Source organism: Kitasatospora sp. NPDC096140, from assembly GCF_040303045.1.
Lineage (GTDB): Bacteria > Actinomycetota > Actinomycetes > Streptomycetales > Streptomycetaceae > Kitasatospora.
The window spans coordinates 169,263-191,441 of the sequence record NZ_JBEOUW010000015.1 but is presented as its reverse complement, the minus strand read 5'-3'; the positions used below and the strand labels follow the sequence as shown (position 1 = coordinate 191,441).

Here is a 22,179-nt window from a genome sequence, read left to right as displayed (position 1 = left end):
TCGGTCAGGCCCCCACCCTGCGCATACCGCACACCATTGGCATACCGCAGGGATCACTACCTGTCACCACCGACAACAGAACGAAAACCTCAGTAACGCACCTCCGCCCGGAGGGCGAACTCCCTCGGAGCGCGGCGTTGTTGACCGGCAGCTATGTCGGCCGGTTGCTGCCGCGCCGCTGGCTCACCGCCGGGTCGGCGTCCACCCCCGTCGTGCGGACGCCGACCCGGCCGTCTCCCGGACCCGGGCTCATGGCCGCGAGCCGCTCAGGCCGTGGGCCCGTCGCTGCCGGCCTGCGCGCCGCCGAACACCGCCTTGACGAGCCGGTCCAGTGCCTTCGGGAACTCCTGTGCCGGGTCGGTCGCGGAGTCCCCGGTGGTGAGCCCGGCGGTGAGGGTCCTTCCGCCGTCGGGGGTGCTGATCATCAGCGCCCCGAAGCCGCCCGGGGCGCCGCCGTTGTGGTGGACGATGGTGCCGTGGCCCGGCCCGAGGTCCTGCACGAACAGGCCGAGGCCGTACCCGAGCATCCCGTGCGGCGTGCGCATCTCGTCCAGCAGCGGGGCCGGCAGGAGCCTGCCGCCCAGCAGCGCGGAGAAGAAGGTGTGGAGGTCCCGGGTGGTGGAGATCATGTCGCCGGCGCCGGCCAGCAGGGAGAGGTTCTGCCGGGTAACGTCGACGACCTCCCAGCGCTCGGCGTCCTGGTAGCGGTAGTAGCCGTGGGCGTGCGGTTCGGGGAGCTCCGGGGAGGTGCCGGGCACCGCGGTGTCCCGCAGTCCGAGCGGCTGGAGGATCCGTCGCTGCATCTCCTCGGCGTACGAGCGGTCGCTGATCCGCTCGACCAGCAGCACGGCCACCGTGTAGTTGGTGTTGGAGTAGCTCTGGTCCGTCCCCGGCTCGAACCGCGCGGGCCGGGAGAGCGCGAACTGCACCAGCTCCTCCGGGCGGTAGCTGTGGAACCGGTTCTCCACCCAGGCCTTGCCCACCGAGGGGAGCCCCGGCACGAACGTCCCGTCGGGGTCGAGCTCGCCGGTGTAGTTGTACAGCCCGCTGGTGTGCTGCAGCAGCATCCGCACGGTGATGCGCCCGTCCAGGCCGAGCCCGGGCAGGTGGTCGGCCACCGGGCTGTCCAGCCCGATCGCGCCGTCGGCCACCAGCTGCAGGACCAGGGTCGCGACGAAGGTCTTGGTGGTGCTGCCCACCCAGAACCGCCCGTCCGCCGGAGGCTCCCCGGCCTCGCCCAGCTGGCGCACGCCAGCGGTGCCGACCCATGCGCCCTGCTCGTCGTGCACCCGCATCTGCATCCCGGCGAACCCGGCGTCGACGAAGGCCTGGACGGCCTCCTGAAGCTCCGGGCGGTCCTGTCCGGTGGCGGGCTCGGGCAGGGTGGGCTCCGGCTGGTGGATGGGGGTGACGGACATGGTGGTGCCTCCTTCGGATCCGCCGGCGGCGGACGTCGGCGTGGGAACCCGGCCGGCTCCCGCCAGTGTTCGGGCTTCGCTGAACATCCTCGACGCTACATTGCGTTCATTAATCGGTCAACGCTCAAAGGAGTCTCACTTCGCTTGCAGTGCAAGGGTGTTTCTGTCATTGAAGGCCAGTCTTTGCAATGACCTTGACGCTTAATGCAATGGGCGATCGAGCCCTCCTTTGCAATGAGCTGCGGCTGAATGCATACTGTGCCGCGAGGCTCGCGGGCACCGGCCCCGCGCACGCCGGCAGAGGGGAGACGGGTGCCGATGCCCGGAGGCAGACTCACCAGCGAGGACCGCCGGCAGATCGCCGCAGGGCTGGCCGACGGACTCGGGTACGCGGAGATCGGCCGGCGCCTGGGCCGGCCCGCCTCGACCGTCATGCGGGAGGTCACCCGCAACGGCGGGCCCGACGGCTACGGGGCGACCCGGGCGCACGAGGCCACCCGCCACCGCGCCCGCCGGCACAAGCAGGCCGAACCCGCGGCGGCGCCGGTCCCCGACGGCGGCGGGGGGCGCGACCCCCACACGGTCCAGGACCTCACGGAGTCCTGGGCTGCCGTCCTGGTCCGGCAGGGGGTGCCCCGGGTGGCGGCCGGGGTGATGGCCTGCCTGTACGTCACCGACTCCGGCGCCCTCACCGCCGCCGACCTGGTCCAGCGGCTCCGCGTCAGCCCGGCGTCGATCTCCAACGCCGTCACGTTCCTCGAACAGCAGGGGCTGCTCCGGCGGGAGCGGACTCCCGGCGTGCGCCGCGAACGCTACGTCATCGACGACGGCATCTGGGTCCGGACCCTGCTGGTCACCATGCAGACGAACGACGCCCTGGCGGCCGAGGCGAAGCGCGCGGCCGGGATCCTCGGGGCCGCGACCCCGGCGGGCGCCCGTTTCGAGTCCTCCGCCGGACTCCTGCTGATGGTGAACGATTCCCTCCGCCAGGGCATGGAGCAGTGGCGCCGGAGCCTGGCCGAAAGCTCCGACGGCGGGTGAGTGCACGCCGCCGCCCCGCAGCGCCCGCAGCGCCCGCAGCACCCGCAGGCCCGCAGCGCCCGGTGGTCATCCGGTGATCATCCGACGGGCGTGCGCTGATGCTGCTGCCAGCGGGCCCGGTGGAAGATCGGCTCGACGGCGACGACGCAGAACGCGTGCATCGGCCGGTTCGTGCCCTCGGGGTCGAAGAAGCCGACGATGTCGCCGAGGAAGCACTCGCCGTGCTGATGCACGTGCGGCTCCGCGGCGACGCGGTCGCCGACGTCGGTGAGCCAGTCCCCGATCCAGAACAGGAGCTCGGCCCGGGCGGTGATGACGATCGTCGCGGCGTGCTCGGCGAAACGGGCGGGGTGGCGGTCGGCGCGGCGACGGACGTCGTCGGGGCGGTCGGCGGAGCGCGCCGCCGGGGCCGTCACCCTCAGGGGCGTCGAGGCGCGGCGCATCCGGCGCCGCAGGTCCGGCCAGTGCGAGGGCCGCAGCCCGGTGTCCTCGCGGGCCAGGAGCAGCGGCAGCGGACGGGCGTTGCCGACGAAGGTCGTCGGCTGGTCGCCCGACGGGAGCGGGATGTGGACCGCACTGTGCGGGCTCGTCGCGGCGACGCGGAACAGGGCGCCGAGCCGCAGGAGGTCGGCGCGGCTCGCGGTCAGAAAGGCGACCTGGCCGTCGGGCGGGTGGACGAAGGTATTGCGGAGCATCCGGCCGGTGCTCAGGATCCGGCTGAGCCCGGAACCCGGATCACCGACAGGATGGCTCGTCAGTGGCAACCGCATCCGGCCGTCGTCAACCCCCATGCGCCCAGTACAGCACCAGCACCGGGTGGTCCGACACTCCTTATTGCGGCCGGTTGTTGCGGCCCGCACTCGGGGTACGGGCACGGGCCGCAAGGCGGCGGGCTGGGCCTGCGGGGCCGGCGCGGCGGACGCCCGGCGGCCTGGCGGACCTCCGGGAGTTCCGCGCGTCCGGACGGCGTCACTCGTAGACGCGGGCCGCGCCGAGCTGCCAGGCGACCGAAGCCCACGTCACCGGCTCGACCGGCGGAACGCCCGGGAACCTCGGCGGCCTGCCGAGCGAGGCGTCCAGCCAGCTGTCCCAGGACTCCAGGAACCCGGCCAGCGAGGCGCTCGCCCAGCCGCCGCCGTCACCGGCCCACTCGCCGCGGGCCCGCCTGTCCGCCCGCCAGGCACGGTCCCGGGCGTAGTCGGCGGCCAGGGCGCGCAGCCGGGTGCGCAGGTCCCCTGAGGTCGCGACCGGCGGCTCATCGGCCAGGGCGGCAGGGGCGGCGAGCCCGGCCGACGGCGCGGCGAGCGCGTCGAGCAGGTGGCGGGCCAGGCCGGGCCAGCCGGGATCAGGGGCGTGGTCGGGAAGCACGGCCGCCCAGCGGAGCAGCACGTCGTCCACCTCCGGGACGTCCGTGCCGGAGTCCTCGTAGTGCCTGATGAGGCGCTGCAGCAGGACGCGGAAGTCCGCTCCGGTCTCGGTCGGGTCCGGCTGATTCGTTGCGTCCGTCGGCATGGTGATCACCGTGTGAGAGTAGGGCCGGAACGAGATCGGCACGCACTCCGGACGCCCTGCCGACCGAGATCGTCGAGCACGGGACCCGCGGCTCGACCCATTCCGGAACGATCAGTCGGGCCCACCCCACCCGACACCGCCCCCACCGGGGACCGCTGGCCCCCCCGGGACCCATCGGGACCCTGAACGGGGGGCGGTGCGCCCGTCCGTCAGACGGGCTGGGTGGCGAAGACGAAGAGGCCCCCGGGGCCGCGGACAGCGGCGTACCCGTTCGTCGTGAACTGCGGCATCTCCCCGATCCCCGAGGCCAGCAGCTTCTTGTCGCGGACGTCGAGCGCGGCTCCGGCGCCGTTCACGTACGCGTAGAGGACACCGTTGCCCGGGAGGGCGCGCGGCGTGATGTTCACCTCGTCCGCGGCCTGGCGCCACAGCTCCTTGCCGGTCTCCGTGTTCCAGGCCACTGCGCCCTTGCCGTACTGCACCACGGCGGTGTTGCCGTCCGGGGAGACGGCGAGGCCGTCGTCATCGACGGTGCCGTTGGTGTCGATGCCCGGCCCCTCGGCGAGCCGGCGGCCGCTCTTGACGTCGATCAGCGTCATGACCGCTTCGGATTCGCCGTACGAGGACCATTCGAGCAGGGCTTTGTCGCCCTGGTACGGCATCAGCCGCGCGCTGGTCGCCTTGGCCGGGGTGATCAGCTTGGCGAGGGCGGCCGGCGGAGCATGCCGGCGCGCCCCGCGGCGCGACGGCCGTTTCGCAAGGGAGGGGGCAGGGTGGGCGCATCGAGGGTTCCGATCACCGGTCGTCGAGGAATCCGTCGACGAGGCGGCGGGAGTCGTCGTCCGCCCCATCGGCGCCGGGAGCGGCGCTGCCCGGCGCTGCCGGGAACGCGGACGGGGTCCGGTACCTGGGTAGGTACCGGACCCCGTCCGACTATGGAGCGCCAGGCCCGGGTTGCACGGACTCTTCCTACTGAAAGTAGGACGTGCTCTGGTAGCACCGCTGACGCCTGACGAGGAATCATTCTCCCTCGCGACAAGAAGAATATTAGCAGCTCAGCGCCCGTGCGCCGAATCGCCGGGGGAGGCTCGTGCGGCGTCCCCTGTCCCGGACTACCCGGCCGACGCGCACAGGGCGGCCGCGTAGGCGGGGATCAGCGGGGAGCGGTCGGCCCGGCGCCAGGCGAGGACCAGACGGCTCGGCGGGAGGTCGTCGACCGGGCGGAAGGCGATGCCCTCGACCCGGTGGCGGGCGGCCGCCTGACCGGGGACGAGGGCGACGGCGCGCTGCCACAGGACGGCGTGCAGGCACTCGTCCAGGGACCGGACCGCCGGTCCGTCGGCGCTGTCGGGGGTCGGCTGCCAGAAGGCCCGCCAGGTGGGGTCGGCGGTTTCCGGCAGGCGGACGGAGCTGCGGTGGGCGAGGTCCCCGGCGCTCAGGCTGCGCCGACGGGCCAGCGGGTCGTCGGCGGGCACGGCGGCGTAGCAGCGGTCCTCGCGCACCGTCCGCGTCGCCAACCCGGTCTCGTCGAACGGGCCGTAGGTGATCGCCACGTCGACCTGGTCGGCCGTCAGTCCGATCAGCGGGTCGCCCAGGTCGCCCTGGTGCAGCCGGACGGTCGTGTCGGGGCAGCTCCGTGCGAAGGCCCGGGCGGCGGGGAAGGACAGCGCCTGCTCGCCCGGTCCGAGCACCCCGACCCGCAGTACCCGCTCGCCCGCGGCCCGTCGTACCCGCTCGCGGGCCCGTTCGGCGCCGGCCAGCAGGGCGCGGGCCTCCACCAGCAGGACCCGGCCCGGCGCGGTCAGTTCCATGCCCCGCGGGGTCCGGACGAACAGCGCGCAGCCGAGGTCCGCTTCGAGTTCGCGGATGCGCTGGCTCAGGGGCGGCTGCGACATCCGTAGCCGCTTCGCGGCCCGTCCGACGTTCGCCTCCTCCGCCACCGCGACGAAGTAGCCGAGTCTGCGCAGGTCCATGGAGGTCACGATAGCGATCGGAAGCGATAGCGGAAGCATGCCCACCCGGTCCGAAACGGTCTTGGACGCGCCGTGCGCCGCGCGGCTTGGATCGGGCCATGACCTACCAACAGCCCTCGGACCTGCGCACCGTGCCGACCGTCCGCGCCCTGGCCCGGGACGAGTTCGACGCCTTCATCCACTTCCACGAATCGGTCTTCCGGGAGGGCGGGACGATTCCGCTCAAGCTGCGCGAACTGGTCGCACTGGCCGTCGCGATGACGACGCGGTGCTCCTACTGCATCGACACCCACACCCGGGGCGCGACGGACGCGGGGGCCACGCGCGAGGAGATCGCCGAGATCGGGTTCGTCGCCGCGGCCGTCTGCGCCGGCGGCGCGATGGCCCACGCCCTGCTCGCCCTGCGCCTCGACCGTGAGCACCACCACCCCGGGAAGGACGACTCCGAGTAACCGGCCCGCGATGAGTGATTAGCGATCCGCCGCCCGTCGTCTCCGGCCGCGGTGTGGGTGAGTCCGCCCGCACCGCGGCCGGACGGCTTCACGGCGCCCGTCCGACGGCGTGCCGGATCGTTTCCATTCCTGTCCCGTCGACCTCTCGGCGACCCCTCGGCGACCTCTCGGTGAACCCTCGGCGTCCCGTTCCAGCGTTCCAGGCTCGGCCCATCCCCGCTGGTCAGAGGCTCATTCGCCGTTCCACCCTCCCGATCGTGCCGCCAGGTGTGGTGGCTGGGACGAAGTGCCCCGCAGGCTTCGGTCATCAAGCCTCGGTCATCCGATCGACGCACCGGCCCACCCGTTGGGCGACCGCCGAAAGGGGCACCACCACATGTCCGTCCGCACCTCCCGCACCCGGCTGATCACCGCTGCCGCCGGCGTCGCCATCGCCGCCCTCTCGATGACCGCGTGCAACGGCGACGGGGACGTCAAGTCGGCGGGACCCGCCCCGACGGTCACGGTCACCCCGTTCACCACGCCGCCCACCGCACCCGCGACCCCCTCGACCTCCGCGGCGCCCGGCGCCCCGTCCGCCGCCGCCCCCACCGGCAAGGCCCCGGCCGCCACCGCCTCCAAGCCCGCCGCCAACGCCCCGGCCTCCTCCGCACCGAAGGCCCCCGCGGTGCCCGCCGCCGCCAACCCGAGCACCTGCGAGGCTTCCAACACCAAGACCACCGCCGCCCCGCTCAACCGCCCCGTGAACCACATGCTGCTCACGGTCACGAACACGGGCTCCGGCATCTGCTACCTCTACGGCTACCCGGCCGTCCGCTTCGGCGAGGCCCAGTCCGTGCCCCCCGTCATCGACGACTCGAAGCCGCAGGCCGTCGTCACGCTCAAGCCCGGCGAGTCCGGCTACGCCTCCGTCAACCTCTCCTCCACGGACGGCACCGACGGCGCCAACGGCCGCACCGTGACCTCCCTGGAGGTCTACTTCCACGGCCCCTCCGGCAACGAGAGCGTCGGCGCCGGAGCCCACCCGCCGCTGCCGGCCAAGGGCGCGTACGTCGACGACTCCCTCAAGGTCACCTACTGGCAGCAGTCGATGGACGACGCCGTCTCCTGGTGACACCCGCACCACCCGACCCGAAGAGCGACCGGTCGCCCGAAGACCGGCAGCTCGAAGGCCGGTAGCCCGAAGACCGGCAGCTCGAAGGCCGGTAGCCCGAAGACCAGTAGCCAGGCCCGGAAGACAGGAAGGCAGACCACCATGCCCGACACCGCCCGCAGGATCGCCCGTCGCCTGGCCGTCTACGCCGGCACGGCCCTCCGGATCCTCGTCCTCGGCCGTCCCGAGGACCCGGACCTCGCACGGAAGGCCGGCCTCACCCTGCGCTGACGTCCGACGTCCTGCCCCCTGGCCTCCAGCGCCACTCGGCGGCCGACGCGGGCGGTGCACCACCGGATCCGTCGCGCGCTCGACAACTCCCACCGGCACAACGGGATCTGTCAACCGCGCCGTACCCGATCGAACGTCACGGTCCGGTCCCTGTCATGTCCTGGCGATTGTGACGCCACGGATGCCACCAAATTCCTTCTGCCGTACGTCCTTTGACCTGTCCGAGCGCATCGACGCCGATCGGCGCCGGTCCATCGCCCTTCACGTATCCATCACCATCGAGGAGTCACCATGTTCGTCCGCAACCGTCGTCCGCTGCTCGCCACCGCCGTCCTCGTCGTCGGGGCAGGGCTTGCGTTGACCGCGTGCGGGCCCGACAACGCCGACACGGCAGGCGGCTCTCCGGCCCCCGCGCCCACCTCGGTGGCCGCCGCGCCGTCGACGCCGGCCGGCCCGGCCACCGGTGCTCCCACCGCGAGCGCGCCCACCGCCGGTGCCTCGCCCACCGCCACCCGCCCGGCCGCCAAGACACCGCCCGCCGCGAGCCCGTCGGGCGCCGCCAAGCCCGGCGGTACCCAGCCCGGCGGCGGGGACGTCGGCACGGACGCCCGGCCGTGCGACATCGAGAACCTCACCGTCCAGGCGGCGCCCCGCGCCGGGTCTCCGAGCCAGTGGGCCATCGAGGTCCGCAACAACGGCACGGGCACCTGCAGCCTGAGCTCCACCCCGGGTGTCGACCTGGGCAACTCCACCGCCCGGGACCAGAGCAACAACATCAAGCCGATCCTCGCCAGCGGCACCCTGCGCTTCCCGGTCCCGGCGGGCCGCAGCGCCTACGTGGTGATCGACCTCGACCCGAGCGGCGCCACCACCGGCACCACCCCCGGCATCAACGAGATCAACGTCCTGGTCGACGACGACGACACCAACATGCCCCTCGCCAACACCCGCAACTTCCCGCTCGCCGCGGGCACCCACGTCCTCAACCCGCAGATGGGCATCTACCGCCCCACCCTGGCCGAAGCCGTCACCTCCGTGGCAGCGGCCGGCAAGTAGCCGGCCACCCTGCGGCCTGCGCCCGTCCCGGCCCGTCCACCGCACGTCCTTCACCGACGGCCTCCGGTGGGACACGGCGAGCACACCGGCGGATCACGGGGGCCCGATGCCGGGCAGGGACGCCGATCGGCTCCGGCCCCGGAACCGATCCCCGGGCTCAGGATCAGACTCCCGGGCCCGGATGTCGGAGCGATTGCCACGTATCCGGCGATACCGCCTCCGAGCTGGGAATTCACGCTGGCCGACGGCGCCACGGATCCCCTAGAGTCGGCGCGCCCGCCCCCGTCGGGGTGGTGGCGTACCGGTGTGCGGGGTCGAGCACACGGCGATTCCAGGAGTTGACGATCTGATGGTGTGTGTGGCGTGCGGGGCGCGCCCCGTGGGCACGGACAGCGGCCGCTGCTTCGGCTGCGCGGAGGCGGTCCCCGGATGGGCCGCGGCGCTGAGTCCGGCGAACGGCCTCGCCGTGGCGCTGTACGCCCTGCTGGCGTTGGACGCCGCGCTGGCGGTGCTGGCGGTCGCGGTCGACGTGTGGTCCGACGTCCTCGTGGGCGGGCTGCTGGACGCGCCGGGTGACGCCGACCTCGACGACTTCGATGCCGTGCACTCCACGGCGCAGACGCTGAACGACGTGTACAGCACGTTGGTGCTGGCCACCATCGTGGTGTTCATCGTCTGGTTCTACCGCATCCGCAAGAACGCCGATCTGCTGCTGCCGAACGGGCACCGCCTCGGGCGCGGCTGGGTCATCGGAGCGTGGTTCACCCCCGTCGTCGCGCTCTGGTTCCCCTGGCAGCTGATGGTCGACTGCTGGAGGGCCAGCGCGCCGCTGGACGCCGAAGGAAGGCGGCGCACGCCGTCGGAGAAGGTGATCGCCCTGTGGTGGTCCACCTGGATCGGCTCGATCATCGTCAGCCGGATCGCCGCCACCATGCTGAAGCACGTGGACCCGTCGGTCCCGGGCGACCTCGAAAGCCTGCGCAGCACCATCCGGGTGGAGGCCGCCGGGTCGGCGCTGCGGCTGGTGGCCGCGATCGCGGCGATCATGGTGGTCAACCGCCTGACCGCCATGCAGTTGGCCCGCCGAGCCGACGTCAACCCGCTCGCGGCAAGGGCCGCCCAGGAAGCCCGCGTCCACGCCATGGTCTCGGCCCCGGCCGCTCCGCCGGTGTCCGACGCCGCACCCGCGTCCGCCTCCGCCGCTGCGCCGGAGGGCCGGCCCTCCACCTGAGGACGGCCCACGCGCCCGTCCGGGCCCTCCCCGGCCCGGCGCCCGCAGGCCCATGACTTCCAGTGACCTCAGGCAGACGCTCGCTCGGTCAGGCCACCATCAGGCGGCCGAGAACCGGGCTATCCGTCCGCGCCCGGTCGCCCGCGTCGGCCCCGGAGTCGACGCCACCACCGGCGGACGGCCGAAGGGCGAGGCCTGGCGCCGGGGAACGAGGAACCCGTCGTCTCCTCGCCCTCGTGGACGATCTCCGTGGTGCCGGATCGGAAGCTCTCGATGGAGATCGCCAGGGCTGGCGACAGGTGCCGGACACCGTCGGTGTCGACGGTGAAGTCAGCGACGAGGACGTCCGCCTGGATCACCGAGCCGTGGACGGTGACGTCGCCCTCGATCCTGTTCACGGCCTGGAAGCCCTCCGGCTGCTCCTCGTCCGCGTGCTGCTCGGGCATGCCTGGTCCTCCCTCCCGCGGGCCGGCCCTTCCCGCAGCAGCCTCGCACAGCGAGAGCCCCGTGGGAAGCCGGAGTGCCGCCGTCGGGCCGACCCCTCTCTGACCGTCAACCACGCCACATTGATGGTCAGTTGACCTCACGTCGCCCGCGGGTCGTGGTGCGGGACCGGCAGTCGTGCACACCGGGCGGTGCGGGCTGCGGAGTTGGCGGATTCGAGCGCTTGCGGGGAGGTGGCGGCCGTGCGCAGGCTGTGTCATGTCGGCGACGTGCTCGGGCGGCCGTGTCGCACGCCCCCGGGGGAGCGCAGGGAGCGGCCCATGCCCTACCACCACCTGGACAGTTCCGCCGTCGAGCCGGGGCACCGGTTCGAGTGGTGGTGCGAGATGGTCGCCCGGGACGTCGCGCCCACGCGGATCACCACCGAGCACGCCGACGACTTCCCCGCGACCGTCGGCACGCTGGCGCTCGGCCCCGGGCAACACCTCACCACGATGTCCTTCCCGTCCATCCGATCGGAGCGCACCCCCGCTCTCATCCGACGCTCCGACCCGGAGGTGTACGAGCTGGCGCTGATCCGGGGCAGCGCGATGTGGATCGCCCAGGGCGACAACGAGACCAGGATGCGCTCCGGCGACCTCGTGATGTGGAACACCTCCCGCCCGTTCGACGGCCGCGGGTTGCCCGGCGGCGTGTCCCGGGCCGTCATCCTGCACCTTCCGGCAGCCGAACTCCCGCTGCACCACCGCCGCTTGGACCGGCTGCTGGCCAGCTCCGCGTCCGCCTGCGGCGGCGTCGGCGGGGTGCTGGCCGCATTCCTGCGCGGCCTCGTGCGGGAGGCGCCCGCCGTCGCCGAGCACGAGGCCGTCCGGCTCGGCATCGCGGCGCGCGAACTGGCCGTCGCCTTCCTCGCGCACCGGCTGGGCGTGGAGGACCGGCTGCCGCCGGAGCCGCGCCACCGGATGCTGCTCGCCCGCATCGACGCCTTCATCGAGGAGAACCTCGGCGACCCGGACCTCTCGCCCACCGCGATCGCCGCCCGGCACCACATCTCGCTGCGCACCCTGCACGGGCTCTTCCACCGTGAACAGCGCGGCGGTGTCGCGGCGGTGGTCCGCCGGCGCCGCCTGGAACGGTGCCGGGCGGACCTCGCCGACCCGGGTCTCGCGGTGGTGCCGGTGCACGCGATCGCGGCGCGCTGGGGCTTCCGCGCCGCTGCCGCCTTCAGCCGGGCCTTCCGCGACGAGTACGGCACCACCGCGAGCGACTTCCGGGCCTCGGCGGGTGCGGGCGTCGCTACGAGCCGCAGCGGACGTTGACCGCGCTCAGCCGGTCGTTGTGCGCGGAGGCGAGGTTGCCCTGCCACCAGCGCGGGACGGTGCCCATGAATCCGGAGTAGTCGGAGCCGGCGTAGATGTCGGCGGGGCCGCCGCCGCGGTTCCAGACCGAGCTGGCGCGGTCGTCGAACCAGTCCGGGACGTCGTTCAGCCCGCAGTAGGGCACGATCCAGATCCAGCCGCCGGCGTTGGCGTTCTGCCAGAAACAGGTCTGGCCGTCCTTGCAGAGGTCCCAGGCCGAGTCGAGCGCGTCCGGCCCGGTGACCCGGTACAGCCCCGGCTCCCCGGCGACCGCGGTGACGGCGGTCCCGGCGCTCGCGGACGGAGCGGCGGCGAGCACCGAGGCACCGGCCAGGGCGGCGACGGCCGCGGCGGCGAGCCTGGTGCGGACGGACGGCCTGGTGCGGACGGGCGACATGGTGCGGATGGGCGACATGGTGCATCCCTCCCGGGTATGGCGGTGGGCACCGGCGTGGTGCCCACCACCAACCCTGCGGCAGCGCGCGACGGGAGTCGTCGGCCGTCCGCGCAAGGTCCGTTGACGATGCGCGCAGGCCCGTCGGGTGCCGCCGGGCAGGTGGCGTACCGCGCGCCCCTCGGGCCGGGCGCCGGCATCGCGAGCGACGGAGCCGTCGGCTTCCCGGACGGCCGTCGGCCGACCCTCCCGTCGGTGCGGAACGCGCCGCCCCGGTCCGGTGCGACGGGGTCGGCGTGGGGACAAGCGTTACATTGGGGCGGAAAGGGGCACGATCGCCGACGAGGTGTGGCCGATGCACGCGATCACCGACTGGCTGCGCAGCCTGTCCGGCCCGGTCGTGTACGCGGTCATCGGCGGCATGGTCTTCACCGAGGACGCCCTGTTCTTCAGCTTCTTCATCCCCGGCGAGACCGCCGCCGTGTTCGGCGGCTTCCTGGCCCACCAGGGCCGCGCCTCGCTCGGCCTGATGGTCCTGGTCGTCGTCTGCGCGGCCGTCCTCGGCGACTCCGCCGGGTACGAGATCGGCCGGCACCTCGGCCCGTCGATCCTCCACACCCGCCCGCTGCGTCGCCATGCCAAGCGGGTCGGCACGGCACAGGACCTGATCCGCCGGCGCGGGCCGGCCGCCGTCTTCGTCGGCCGCTTCATCGCCTTCTTCCGCCCGCTGGTGCCCTCGCTGGCCGGGATGTCCCGCATGCCGTACCGCCGGTTCCTGCTCTACAACGCCCTCGGCGGGGTCGCGTGGGGCGTCGGCTTCACCCTCCTCGGCTACTTCGCCGGAGCCGCCTACAGCAGGGTGGAGGGTACGGTCGGCCGGTTCGCCGCCATCGCGATCGCCGTGATCATCGCCGTCACCCTGCTGGTCTGGTACCTGCGGCAGCACCGCTCGCGGGGCGGCGAGTCGTCGGACGACAACGGCGGTGACGGCGACGGCGACGACGAGGGCGAGGGCGACGGCGACAGTGATGGCGACAACGGTGGTGACGGCAACGGTGGTGACGGCAACGGTGACGGTGACGGTGATAGTGACGGACGGAATCCCTGAGCCGGCCGCCCCGACGGCGCGGGCGTCCTCGGGCGGCTACTGCCAGCCGTGCGTGGTCATGGCCCTCTGGTAGAGGACGGTGCGGGATCGACGGGTGCGTTGCACGAGGCCGGCCCGGTGGAGGATCTGCAGGTGGTAGGAGACGGTCGCGGGGCTGAGGTGGACGCGCCGGGCGAGTTCTCCGGTCGTGCGGGGCTGGGCGAGTTCGGCCATGAGCCTCGTGCGGGTCGGGCCGATCAGTGCTCCTTCGGGCGCGGTCGGGAGGCAGTCGTTCGGCCCGACCGGGTAGACGATCAACGGCAGGCGGGGGGCCGGCGCGCCCGGAGGCTCGGCACCGCAGAAGGTCGCCCGTCCCGCGAAGACGCTCGGTACGAAGATCGCGGCATCGGCGTCGAGGTTGGACGTGGGCAGTCCGGGGGCCGTCGGGTGGACGGTCAGGGCGCCGCCGTCCCACTCCAGGTTGGGGGCCAGGTGGTTGACGGCTTCCGCGATGCCGTGCCGGGTGATCACGGTGGCGCGGGCGGCGACGTCGCCCTCCAGCCGGGCCCGGATGCCGGGCCAGTGACGCGCGAGGGCGGTGTGCCAGAACCGTTCCAGCTCCACCGCGACGCGCTGTGCCACGTACTCCTCGCCCCGTTCCATGGCATCGAGGAGCAGCCGGGGCGGCCGGTCGGCAGCGGTGCGCCCCCATGAGTGGCCGCCGACGGCCCCCGTGAGTTCGTAGCGGATCCGCTCCCGGCTTGTGGTGGCGACGCGGTGCAGGGCCTCGTCCAGGGGCAGCTGGAAGCCGGGCGGTTCCGGCCGGAGGAAGTCGGGGGCGTAGCCGCGTGGGCCCCCGCCCGCGACGACGGCGAGCAATCCCAGCCGCCCCGCGGACAGTGCCTGCCGGGCCGAGGCCTGCCACTCGGGGTCGAGTGAACCGGGCGAGCGGGCGAGGGAGTACAGCAGGTCCTTGGCGACGTCGAGCGGGGTCATGGCGAACCTGACCTTGCCCAGCCCCTGACTGCTGAGGTCGATCCTGATCACGAGCCGCCCCCCGCGTCGAGATTCTCTTCGAAAGAAATCGAATCATTCGACGGCGGATGTGTCACCGGGGTTCCCTGGATCCCGTGCCCGACACCCCGGGCGATCGGCCCGAGTTCCGCCGGGCTCCACCGGCCGACGAACGGGTGCCCCGCACCGACCTTCCATGACCCACTGACATCTACGAGGGAGTCACATGAAGTTCGTGAAGGCAGGACTGACCACTGCCGCCGTCGTCGCGGCCACGCTGGGCGCCACCACCTCCGCACACGCGACGACGACGCACTGCAACAGCAACGGCAACTTCTCCATCTGTGCCTACGCCACCTGGTACCGGTACGTGGGCGACACCTACGCCACGGTCTCGCTGTCCTCCGGCCACTACACCGACTACCGGTGGACGATCACCCCGTCCAGCGGCAACTCGCAGACCGGCCTGTTCTACCCCGGTCAGAGCGCTTCGGCGGACTTCTCCGGCCGGGTGAACGTCACCGTGTGCGTCAGGGAGGCGACGCTCGGCACCGTGTGCGTGGGCCCGTTCTCGCCGGACACCAGCAACGCCGGCTGATCCAGCGCCGGCATCGGTCCGCCCCGGTCTGTCCCGTCCGGGGCGGACCGGGGCGGACCGATGCGGCAACGAGCTTGAGCACGAGCACGAGCACGAGCCCGGCCCCGAGCCCCGCGGATGGCGACGTTTCGGCAGATCAGCCCCGGTATCACCCCTCTTTCGTGACGCTTGGTCAGCACTGCCGCCGGGCCCTACAGTGCGCGACATGAACCTCCGCACCAAGAAGACGCTGTCCGTCCTGCTCAAAGGCGCACTCATCCTCACCTTCTGGACCGTCTACGGCCTGGCCAGAGGCGGGCAGTTCCGGTTGAATCCGTTCTTCTTCGTCTCCGTGGCGTTGTTCCTGGCGATCGCCGGGTACACGTGGTGGTGGTACGGCGACTCCGACAAGGCGGTGGCTCTGCGGGCACAGGTGGAAGTGAAGAAGGCCGCCCGGCAACTCCGGTCTCCGGGTGGTCAGCCGCGCTCGTAGTGCGCGAGGTACCCGGTGAGTTCGTCGTCCATGCTCTCCTCGCCGTAGCCGTGCAGCGCGCACCACAGGCGGTTCTCCACCCAGAAGCGGAACGCGAACTCCTCGAACGAGGAAGCGCACCGGGCGATGGCCCCGAACCAGTCCACCGGCACGCCCGGTTCGTCCCACTCGGGCGCGTCCGCGAGGTCCAGCGGGGAGGCCACCACGAAGGCCTCGCCGGTGGGGCGCAGGTACAGGTACCAGTGCACGCAGTCCTGTTGGTCGCGCAGGAAGCGGACCAGGAAGGCACCGGGCTCCACCGGGCTCGGTATCGGCGACGAGACGTCCGTCCAGCAGGCCGTGGCCGACACCGCGTCCAGGGACTGGTAGCTGGTGGCGCCGGTCTGGAAGGCGGTGAACTCGGCGGGCAGCACGATCCCGGCGCCCGCCAGCTCGGCGGCGACGGCGTCGAGGTGCCCGGCGAGCTCCGGCAGCACCGGGCCGGTGCCGCCGAGCCACCCGAACCCGCCGTCGAAACGGGCCGGTTCCAGCGGCGGCAGCGTGTCGGCGTCGTACCACTCGTAGGTGCCGCCGCACGGGCGGTGCGGACCGAGGTCGGACGCGCACCAGAGGTCCTGGAAGACGGGACGGTAGGTCGGCTCGGTGGCGGTGGTCACGGTGCTCCTCGGTCGGGTTGCTGCGTCACCGCACATCCTTCCGCCCGGCACTGACAATCCACGGCCCGGCAGCCTGACGGTGTGGGAGACTCCGCCGGAGTCGATCACGGGGGTGCGCGGTGGGACGTGTCTTGACGTGGGTGGTCCGGTGCTGCGCGGTGGGGGCGTGGGCGGCGATGGCGGTCGCGCTGGTGCGGGCCTTCGGGCTGGGCTCCGGCGCCGTGCAACCGCAGACCGGCCTGCTCCTCCTCGGGTGGGTCGGCCTCGGCCTGCTCTGGCTGCGGCTGGTCGCCCTCTGGACGCGCGCGGCCCTGCGCGCGGTGGCGCGAGCGAGGTCCGGCCGGGTCCTGCTCTCCAAGCAGCCCCCGCGGCGGGAACCCGAGCCGAGGGTGCCGGAGAGCTTCCACAGCCCCGCCTGGGTCTACGTGCGGTACGCCGCGGTCTGGGTCCTCGTCCCGCTCGCCGCCGCGGTGCCGGCCTCGCTCCGGGGGATGGACGGCGGTGAATCCGTCCGCCAGCTGAAGCAGGCCGGTGCGGTCACCGTCACCGCGACGGTCGTCGACGCCTCCGGTGTCGAGGAGATCGAGGACGAGGGTGAGGTCACGGGCTACCACGCCGACCTCGTGCTCGCGATACCGGGCGGTCCGCAGGTCACCGCTTACGGGGTCACTCACGACGAACCCCGCCCGGACGGCCGGGTCCGGGCCCTGTGGGCGCCCTCCGCCCCACAGCTCGGGGCCGTCGTCAACGACACGAAGCACCTCGACGCCTTCGTGCACACCGGCTGGACCTGGCACGTCGAGAGCATCTCGATGCTCGTCATCCTCGGACTGTTCGTCGGCCTCGGCGTCGTGCCGCTGTCCGTGGCGGCCGGTGCCGACGGCCTGCACGACCTGACGTGGCGGCCACTCGCGCAGACCGTCAACACCGCGGTGCTCACGCTGCTCTTCCTCTGGATCCGCCCGCTCCTGACCGCCCAGGGGCTCGCGGCCGACGTGGCCGCCGCCACCGCGGTCGGATTCGGGATCGTCCTGCTGTTCCTCTATCTCGGCCAGTCACTCCGGGCCCTCAGCGTCAGCTGACCCGACGAGGACCCCGACGACCCCGGTGACGCCGGTGACGCCGGTGACCCCAACGACCCGGTGACGCCGAACGACCCCGACAACCCCGACGACCGCAGCCGGGTTCGTCTGAACCGCACTCAGACCCGGCGGCGCTTGCATAGCCTCGGCCCCATGGACTGGTCACCATTCGCGAGTACCGCCCTCGGCGCCGTCATCGGCGTCACGTCCACGCTCATCGCGGACCGGGTCAGGTGGCGGCGCGACCACCGGGACCGGCACCGGGACGCCAAGCGACTGCTCTACGCGGAGTACCTCGCAGCGCTGTCCAGGACCTGGAACGAGATCCGCCAGGCCGCGCGGAACCCCACGCTGCCTGCGGACGAGCGCGGCCGGGTCGCGGTGGAGGCATTCAAGTCCGGGGGTTCCTACGAGCTGCGGTACCAGGTCTCGATCACCGCGTCGGACGGTGTCGAACAGTCCTCCGTCACGGCCTTCAGAGCGCTGCGGGACCTTCGTGACCTGGTCGAGTCCGGCGTCACGTACACCGAGCCGGAGTATCAGGAGGCCCGCCGGCACTGGGACCGTCTCTTCGGCGAGCTACGGCTCCGCATACGCGCCGACCTCGACGGCGTCTGAGCGGAGCAGGCGGTCTGCCCGGCCTACCAGGTCTGCGAGGTCTGCCCGGCGTGCCTGGCCTGCCTGGCTTACCAGGCCTGCCGGCCTTCCCCGGCCGGGGTGTCCCGCCCAGGTGTTACCGGTCGGCCGCTTCCAGGACCTGCGTGACCAGGGAGACGTCGGCCTTGGGGATCACGATCACGTGCTGCTCGTCGCCCGCGGCGAGGTCGAGGCGGGCCATCTTCGGGAGCGGCGCCTTCTGCTCCGACGGCGAGAGGCGGAACGGGCCCTGGAGGACGACGTTCTCGCGGGTGCGCCGGTTGTGCCAGGTCACGGTGTCGGCCGAGAGGTGGAGGTGGCCGGAGGCCGTGTGCGGAATGGTCCGTCCCTTGCCGACCGACAGCATCTTGACGGTGCCCAGCGTCGGGCTTGAGCAGAACACCTGCAGGGTGGTGCCCGCCCGGAGGTCGGCGAGGTCCTTCTCGGTGCTGAGCCGCCGGATGCCGAACATCGAGAGCAGGGCGTCGGAGAGGGTTCTGGTTCCCGCGGAGCGGCGGATGTCGGTTGTCATGGCGCAGATTCTCCCAGGGGCCGCCGGCAGGCCTGTGACCAGGGTGGTTCCCGAGATGCCGAGGCATTCCCCGTGGCCTCCGGGCAGGTTCGTCCGCCTCCTGAGGTCTGTCGATCGGCTGCCGATTCGTCACGGTGGGTGATGCCCCGTACGGTCCGGGCTCGCCGGGACGGGCGCGTTCGCCGAGGGTTGGCAGTACGGAAGGCGCATGTCGGACGCCAGTCATCGAAAGTGGGCGAATGCCATGAAGGTCGCAGTCATCGGCGGAACCGGGCTGATCGGGTCACGGGTCGTGCAGAACCTGAACGCCTCCGGGCACCAGGCTGTACCCCACTCCCTGTCCACGGGCGTGGACGTCATCACGGGGCAGGGGCTGGAGGCGGCCGTGGCGGGCGCCGACGCCGTCGTCAACCTGACGAACTCCCCGACCTTCGACGACGCCTCGCTCGCCTTCTTCCGGACCTCGATGGACAACCTTCTCGCCGCGAGCCACAAGGGCGGGGTCGGGCACGCCGTCATCCTCTCCATCGTCGGCGTGGACCAGGTGCCCGACCTGGACTACTACCGGGCGAAGGTGCTCCAAGAGGAGACCCTCAAGGCCGGACCGGTCCCGTACTCCATCGTCCGCGCCACGCAGTTCATGGAGTTCATGGACGCGACCCTGGCCATGACCGCCGACGGCGACACCGTCCGCCTGCCGCGCACGCCGATCCAGCCGATCGCCGCCGCGGACGTCGCCGCCGTGGTCGCCGAAGTCGCCGCGGGCAGCCCCCTGAACGGCGTCGTCGACATCGCGGGCCCGGACGTCTACCCGCTCGACGAACTCGGCCGGCTCACCCTGACCGCCAAGGGCGACGGGCGCCGAGTCGTCACCGATGACACCGCGGGCCTGTTCGCCGCCGTCCACGGCGACGTCCTCACCGCCCCGAGCGGCGCCCGCATCGCCCCCACCCACTACACGGACTGGCTCGCCTGAAACCCCGTGCCGGGCCCGGGCGTCCGCGGATCACATCGTCTGGACCTCGCTCGACACGGTGAACCCCTGGTGGCGGCAGGTGTCGATGACCGTTGCCACGGCGCCCGTCCAGAAGTAGTAGCGGTGGCCCTGGACGGTGCGGAACCCGACACCGGCCGTCCCCAGGCGGCCGCGGCAGGGGAAGACCTCGGCGATCTCCTCCGGCGTGCCGTCCAGCGGCTCCGCGCCCGACATCCGCCACACGGCGCCGATCAGCCGGGCCCTCAGGTGCACCCGCCCGGATCCGACCGTGAGCACGCCGAACGGCCAGGTCGCGTTGAGTCGCCCACCGTCGAAACGCCCGGCCACCGCAGGGAAGTTGGCCCCACCCGTCATCCGCATCCGCTCAGTATGCCCGAGGCGGATCGCGGGCCTCCGGCCACCGTGTCCTGACCGCCGCGCCGAAGAACGCGCCGACGAACGCGCCGACGAACGCGCCGACGAACGCGCCGACGAACGCGCCGATGAACGCGCCGACGGGAGCTGCGCGGGTTCGGGTCATCGTGACGGCGCGGACGAGGTGCACGACGCCGGCAGTCCGGCCGGGTGGCACCAGGAACGCAACTCATTCGCATTAAGCTGTACGCATGAGTGCCCGACCGACCACACGCCCCGGCGGCCGCAGTGCCCGCGTCCAGCAGTCCGTGCACCAGGCCGTCCGTGATCTGGAGGCGGAGGTGGGGCGGGATGCGCTCACCGTGCCGCTGATCGCCGCCCGCGCGGGAGTGACGCCGTCCACCGTCTACCGGCGCTGGGGGGATCTGCGGGAACTGCTGTCCGACGTGGCCGTCGAGCGGCTGCGCCCCGACGCCCCGCCGGCCGACCACGGCACCCTGCGGGCGGATCTGGAGGCGTGGGCCGTGCAGTTCGCCGAGGAGATGTCCTCGACGGCGGGCCTCACGTACATCCGTGACGCCCTGCTGGGGGAGCCCGAGCAGGGCAACGCGGCCCGCTGCTCCGACTACGCCGCCGAGCAGTTGAAGGCCGTCAACGTGCGGGCGGCCGGCCGCGGGGAGGCGGTGCCCGATGTGGAGACCCTGCTGGACGTCGTCGTCGCCCCGCTGATGTACCGGATCCTGTTCCGCCCCTCGGACCTGTCCGCGGCCTACGTCGAGCGTCTGGTCGCAGCGGCACTCGCTCGCGCCGAGTCCCCTTCGGCCGTCCTTCTGCCGCCTAAAAGCTAAATATTTGCGTTTCCGAGTAGCGCGGGCCTAGGGTGACTAACGCAACGCATTCGCCTTAAGGCTCCGAGGTGTTCCATGACCAGCGTCACGGCCTTACCGTCCCACCCCCGCCGCCGGCCCGTCCTGAGCCGGCGCGGCGCTTTCCCGCTCCACGCCTCGATCCTGGTCGGCCTGCTGGCCGCCTCCAGCGCACCGACCCCGCTCTACGCGGTCTACCAGGCCGCATGGCACTTCTCGGCCCTGACGCTCACCATCGTGTTCAGCGCCTACGCGCTCACCCTGTTGGTGGCGCTGCTGACCGCGGGCACGCTCTCGGACCACCTGGGCCGGCGCCCGGTCCTCGCCGCGGCGCTGCTGGCGGAAGCCGCTGCGATGGGCGTCTTCGCCACCGCACAGGGGACGTCGGCGCTGATCGCCGCCCGGATCCTGCAGGGACTGGCCACCGGCGTGGCCACCAGCGCCGTCGGAGCCGCTCTGCTCGACTTCGAGGACCCCGACCGGCCGGGCCGGGCGACGGCCGCCAACGGCATCGCCCCCGTGGCCGGCATGGCGGTCGGCGTGCTGGCCGCCACCGCCCTCGTGCAGTACGCCCCCGCCCCCACCCGCACCGTGTACCTGCTGCTGCTCCTGCTCTTCACCGTGCAGGCCGTCGCAGTCCTGCTCACTCCCGAGACCGCGTTCCCCCACGTCGGCGCATGGCGCTCACTGCGCCCCGCGATCGCCGTCGCCCGCGCCTCCCGGCCGGCCATGGCGTTCGCCGCGCCCGGCGTCGTCGCCGCCTGGGCCATGGGCGGCTTCTACTCCTCCCTGGGCCCTTCGCTCGCCCGGCTCATCGCCCCGCACGCCGCCCCCGCCACCGGCGGCCTGGTCTTCTTCACCTTGACGGCCGCGGCCGGCCTCGCCGGCCACTCCACCCGGGCGCTGCCCGCCCGAGCGGTCAGCCTCGCCGGCACCGCGCTCCTGATCCCGGGGGCCCTGCTCACCCTGAGCGGCCCGCACCTGCACAGCCTGTCCGCGCTGTTCGCCGGCACCGCCATGGCCGGCGCCGGCTTCGGCGCCGTCACCCAGGCCGCCCTGCGCCTGCTGCTGCCCCCGGCCGACCCGGGCGAACGCGCCGGCACGCTCGCCGCCTACTACGTCCTCAGCTACCTCGCCATGAGTGTCCCCGCCGTCCTCGCCGGTCTGCTGACCAACCTGTTCGGCCTGCAGACCGCCCTCTCGCTCTACGCCGGGACGGTCATCCTGCTGACCCTGATCGGCCTCGCCCGCGCCGTGCGGCAGCCGCGCACCGCCTGACCGGGCCCCGTTCTCAAGGGCCTCAGAAAGTGTCGGCGCGAAGTGCGCCCCCGCCTCCTTCGGGAGCCGGGGGCGGAAGGCGTAGCCGGCGGACCACGAGCGTCACCCGAGGTAGACCTTCTGCCACTCCAGGGACGTCATGGTCAGTGCGGCCTCGCCGAGGGCGCGAGCCGACTCGGTCTTGAGGCTGCCGAGGCTGCTGTCGATCCACGGCTGGACGTTCCGGTACCCCTGCTCGCGGTACTCCACGGCCTGGCTTCCGTGTGCGTGATCGACCACCTCTGATCGGCGTCCGGCGGGGGGCCGCCGGGCGCCGTGGCCTGTCGGCGGCGTGGCGTCAGGGT

General features: G+C 72.8%; 28 protein-coding genes. 15 read left to right on the top strand and 13 right to left on the bottom strand.

From position 1 onward, the window contains the following. Nucleotides 1–266: 266 nt before the first annotated feature. Entirely contained in the window at nucleotides 267–1,418 is a 1,152-nt protein-coding gene (locus ABT048_RS18355; RefSeq protein WP_350522438.1) for a serine hydrolase domain-containing protein, read from the bottom strand. Nucleotides 1,419–1,736: 318 nt separating this feature from the next. On the opposite strand from ABT048_RS18355, the gene ABT048_RS18350 reads away from it, so the two are divergent. Continuing rightward, the gene (locus ABT048_RS18350) at nucleotides 1,737–2,459 is read left to right on the top strand and encodes a GbsR/MarR family transcriptional regulator (protein ID WP_350522437.1); all 723 of its coding nucleotides are present in this window, start codon (nucleotides 1,737–1,739) and stop codon (nucleotides 2,457–2,459) included. Between the two features lie 77 nt (nucleotides 2,460–2,536). Here ABT048_RS18350 and ABT048_RS18345 read toward each other — a convergent pair whose 3' ends face one another. The 4 genes from ABT048_RS18345 to ABT048_RS18330 form a co-directional block, all read right to left on the bottom strand. Continuing rightward, nucleotides 2,537–3,154, bottom strand: a complete 618-nt coding sequence (locus ABT048_RS18345) for a hypothetical protein (protein ID WP_350522436.1) — start codon at nucleotides 3,152–3,154, stop codon at nucleotides 2,537–2,539. A gap of 274 nt (nucleotides 3,155–3,428) precedes the next feature. Then, nucleotides 3,429–3,971: a hypothetical protein gene (locus ABT048_RS18340; RefSeq protein WP_350522435.1), complete on the bottom strand. Its 543-nt coding sequence runs from the start codon at nucleotides 3,969–3,971 to the stop codon at nucleotides 3,429–3,431. A 209-nt stretch (nucleotides 3,972–4,180) separates the two neighbouring features. Next, a complete protein-coding gene (locus tag ABT048_RS18335) occupies nucleotides 4,181–4,633 on the bottom strand; it encodes an outer membrane protein assembly factor BamB family protein (protein ID WP_350522434.1) in 453 nt (150 codons plus the stop codon). A gap of 450 nt (nucleotides 4,634–5,083) precedes the next feature. Continuing rightward, nucleotides 5,084–5,944, bottom strand: coding sequence for a LysR family transcriptional regulator (locus tag ABT048_RS18330; protein WP_350522433.1), 861 nt, complete (start codon nucleotides 5,942–5,944; stop codon nucleotides 5,084–5,086). Nucleotides 5,945–6,042: 98 nt separating this feature from the next. Between ABT048_RS18330 and ABT048_RS18325 the strand changes: the two genes are divergently transcribed. The 5 genes from ABT048_RS18325 to ABT048_RS18305 all read left to right on the top strand — a co-directional run bounded on the left by ABT048_RS18325 (nucleotide 6,043) and on the right by ABT048_RS18305 (nucleotide 10,067). Then, nucleotides 6,043–6,396, top strand: coding sequence for a carboxymuconolactone decarboxylase family protein (locus tag ABT048_RS18325; RefSeq protein ID WP_350522432.1), 354 nt, complete (start codon nucleotides 6,043–6,045; stop codon nucleotides 6,394–6,396). Between the two features lie 376 nt (nucleotides 6,397–6,772). After that, on the top strand, nucleotides 6,773–7,510 hold the full coding sequence (locus tag ABT048_RS18320; RefSeq protein ID WP_350522431.1) for a DUF4232 domain-containing protein: 738 nt from the start codon (nucleotides 6,773–6,775) through the stop codon (nucleotides 7,508–7,510). Nucleotides 7,511–7,651: 141 nt separating this feature from the next. Beyond that, on the top strand, nucleotides 7,652–7,780 hold the full coding sequence (locus ABT048_RS18315) for a hypothetical protein (protein WP_350522430.1): 129 nt from the start codon (nucleotides 7,652–7,654) through the stop codon (nucleotides 7,778–7,780). A gap of 291 nt (nucleotides 7,781–8,071) precedes the next feature. Beyond that, nucleotides 8,072–8,836, top strand: coding sequence for a DUF4232 domain-containing protein (locus ABT048_RS18310; protein WP_350522429.1), 765 nt, complete (start codon nucleotides 8,072–8,074; stop codon nucleotides 8,834–8,836). Nucleotides 8,837–9,215: 379 nt separating this feature from the next. Continuing rightward, nucleotides 9,216–10,067: a DUF4328 domain-containing protein gene (locus ABT048_RS18305; RefSeq protein WP_350522428.1), complete on the top strand. Its 852-nt coding sequence runs from the start codon at nucleotides 9,216–9,218 to the stop codon at nucleotides 10,065–10,067. Nucleotides 10,068–10,186: 119 nt separating this feature from the next. Here ABT048_RS18305 and ABT048_RS18300 read toward each other — a convergent pair whose 3' ends face one another. Next, entirely contained in the window at nucleotides 10,187–10,513 is a 327-nt protein-coding gene (locus ABT048_RS18300; protein WP_350522427.1) for a hypothetical protein, read from the bottom strand. A gap of 318 nt (nucleotides 10,514–10,831) precedes the next feature. Between ABT048_RS18300 and ABT048_RS18295 the strand changes: the two genes are divergently transcribed. Then, the gene (locus ABT048_RS18295) at nucleotides 10,832–11,830 is read left to right on the top strand and encodes an AraC-like ligand-binding domain-containing protein (protein WP_350522426.1); all 999 of its coding nucleotides are present in this window, start codon (nucleotides 10,832–10,834) and stop codon (nucleotides 11,828–11,830) included. On the opposite strand, the gene ABT048_RS18290 is transcribed toward ABT048_RS18295, so the two are convergent. Continuing rightward, nucleotides 11,808–12,284 (bottom strand): peptidase inhibitor family I36 protein, encoded by a 477-nt coding sequence (locus ABT048_RS18290; protein WP_350522425.1) that lies wholly within the window; start codon nucleotides 12,282–12,284, stop codon nucleotides 11,808–11,810. The genes ABT048_RS18295 and ABT048_RS18290 overlap by 23 nt on opposite strands. A 334-nt stretch (nucleotides 12,285–12,618) precedes the next feature. Between ABT048_RS18290 and ABT048_RS18285 the strand changes: the two genes are divergently transcribed. Beyond that, nucleotides 12,619–13,371, top strand: a complete 753-nt coding sequence (locus ABT048_RS18285) for a DedA family protein (RefSeq protein ID WP_350522424.1) — start codon at nucleotides 12,619–12,621, stop codon at nucleotides 13,369–13,371. Between the two features lie 36 nt (nucleotides 13,372–13,407). On the opposite strand, the gene ABT048_RS18280 is transcribed toward ABT048_RS18285, so the two are convergent. Next, nucleotides 13,408–14,397 carry an ArsR/SmtB family transcription factor gene (locus ABT048_RS18280; protein WP_350522423.1) on the bottom strand — a complete coding sequence of 330 codons (990 nt, stop codon included), beginning with the start codon at nucleotides 14,395–14,397 and terminating at the stop codon, nucleotides 13,408–13,410. A 193-nt stretch (nucleotides 14,398–14,590) separates the two neighbouring features. Here ABT048_RS18280 and ABT048_RS18275 point away from each other — a divergent pair, with 193 nt between their 5' ends. Beyond that, entirely contained in the window at nucleotides 14,591–14,962 is a 372-nt protein-coding gene (locus ABT048_RS18275; RefSeq protein WP_350522422.1) for a hypothetical protein, read from the top strand. 205 nt (nucleotides 14,963–15,167) lie between these two features. Beyond that, nucleotides 15,168–15,434, top strand: coding sequence for a hypothetical protein (locus tag ABT048_RS18270; protein WP_350522421.1), 267 nt, complete (start codon nucleotides 15,168–15,170; stop codon nucleotides 15,432–15,434). On the opposite strand, the gene ABT048_RS18265 is transcribed toward ABT048_RS18270, so the two are convergent. Further along, complete coding sequence (locus ABT048_RS18265) at nucleotides 15,419–16,090, bottom strand: hypothetical protein (protein WP_350522420.1); 672 nt, start codon at nucleotides 16,088–16,090, stop codon at nucleotides 15,419–15,421. The two genes, ABT048_RS18270 and ABT048_RS18265, sit on opposite strands and share 16 nt — an antisense overlap. Nucleotides 16,091–16,221: 131 nt before the next feature. On the opposite strand from ABT048_RS18265, the gene ABT048_RS18260 reads away from it, so the two are divergent. Both ABT048_RS18260 and ABT048_RS18255 read left to right on the top strand, forming a co-directional pair. Next, complete coding sequence (locus tag ABT048_RS18260; protein ID WP_350522419.1) at nucleotides 16,222–17,172, top strand: hypothetical protein; 951 nt, start codon at nucleotides 16,222–16,224, stop codon at nucleotides 17,170–17,172. 153 nt (nucleotides 17,173–17,325) lie between these two features. Next, nucleotides 17,326–17,790, top strand: a complete 465-nt coding sequence (locus ABT048_RS18255; RefSeq protein WP_350522418.1) for a hypothetical protein — start codon at nucleotides 17,326–17,328, stop codon at nucleotides 17,788–17,790. A gap of 115 nt (nucleotides 17,791–17,905) precedes the next feature. On the opposite strand, the gene ABT048_RS18250 is transcribed toward ABT048_RS18255, so the two are convergent. Then, on the bottom strand, nucleotides 17,906–18,340 hold the full coding sequence (locus ABT048_RS18250) for a hypothetical protein (RefSeq protein WP_350522417.1): 435 nt from the start codon (nucleotides 18,338–18,340) through the stop codon (nucleotides 17,906–17,908). A 244-nt stretch (nucleotides 18,341–18,584) separates the two neighbouring features. Between ABT048_RS18250 and ABT048_RS18245 the strand changes: the two genes are divergently transcribed. Further along, complete coding sequence (locus ABT048_RS18245; RefSeq protein WP_350522416.1) at nucleotides 18,585–19,316, top strand: SDR family oxidoreductase; 732 nt, start codon at nucleotides 18,585–18,587, stop codon at nucleotides 19,314–19,316. A 30-nt stretch (nucleotides 19,317–19,346) separates the two neighbouring features. Here the strand turns inward: ABT048_RS18245 and ABT048_RS18240 are convergent, their stop codons facing one another. Next, nucleotides 19,347–19,697: a hypothetical protein gene (locus ABT048_RS18240; protein WP_350522415.1), complete on the bottom strand. Its 351-nt coding sequence runs from the start codon at nucleotides 19,695–19,697 to the stop codon at nucleotides 19,347–19,349. A 4-nt stretch (nucleotides 19,698–19,701) separates the two neighbouring features. After that, nucleotides 19,702–19,881, bottom strand: a complete 180-nt coding sequence (locus ABT048_RS41690) for a YMGG-like glycine zipper-containing protein (RefSeq protein WP_502894027.1) — start codon at nucleotides 19,879–19,881, stop codon at nucleotides 19,702–19,704. 61 nt (nucleotides 19,882–19,942) lie between these two features. Between ABT048_RS41690 and ABT048_RS18230 the strand changes: the two genes are divergently transcribed. Next, complete coding sequence (locus tag ABT048_RS18230; protein ID WP_350522414.1) at nucleotides 19,943–20,539, top strand: TetR/AcrR family transcriptional regulator; 597 nt, start codon at nucleotides 19,943–19,945, stop codon at nucleotides 20,537–20,539. A gap of 75 nt (nucleotides 20,540–20,614) precedes the next feature. Next, on the top strand, nucleotides 20,615–21,835 hold the full coding sequence (locus ABT048_RS18225) for an MFS transporter (RefSeq protein WP_350522413.1): 1,221 nt from the start codon (nucleotides 20,615–20,617) through the stop codon (nucleotides 21,833–21,835). 102 nt (nucleotides 21,836–21,937) lie between these two features. Here ABT048_RS18225 and ABT048_RS18220 read toward each other — a convergent pair whose 3' ends face one another. Continuing rightward, nucleotides 21,938–22,084, bottom strand: coding sequence for a hypothetical protein (locus ABT048_RS18220; RefSeq protein ID WP_502894026.1), 147 nt, complete (start codon nucleotides 22,082–22,084; stop codon nucleotides 21,938–21,940). Nucleotides 22,085–22,179 lie beyond the last annotated feature (95 nt).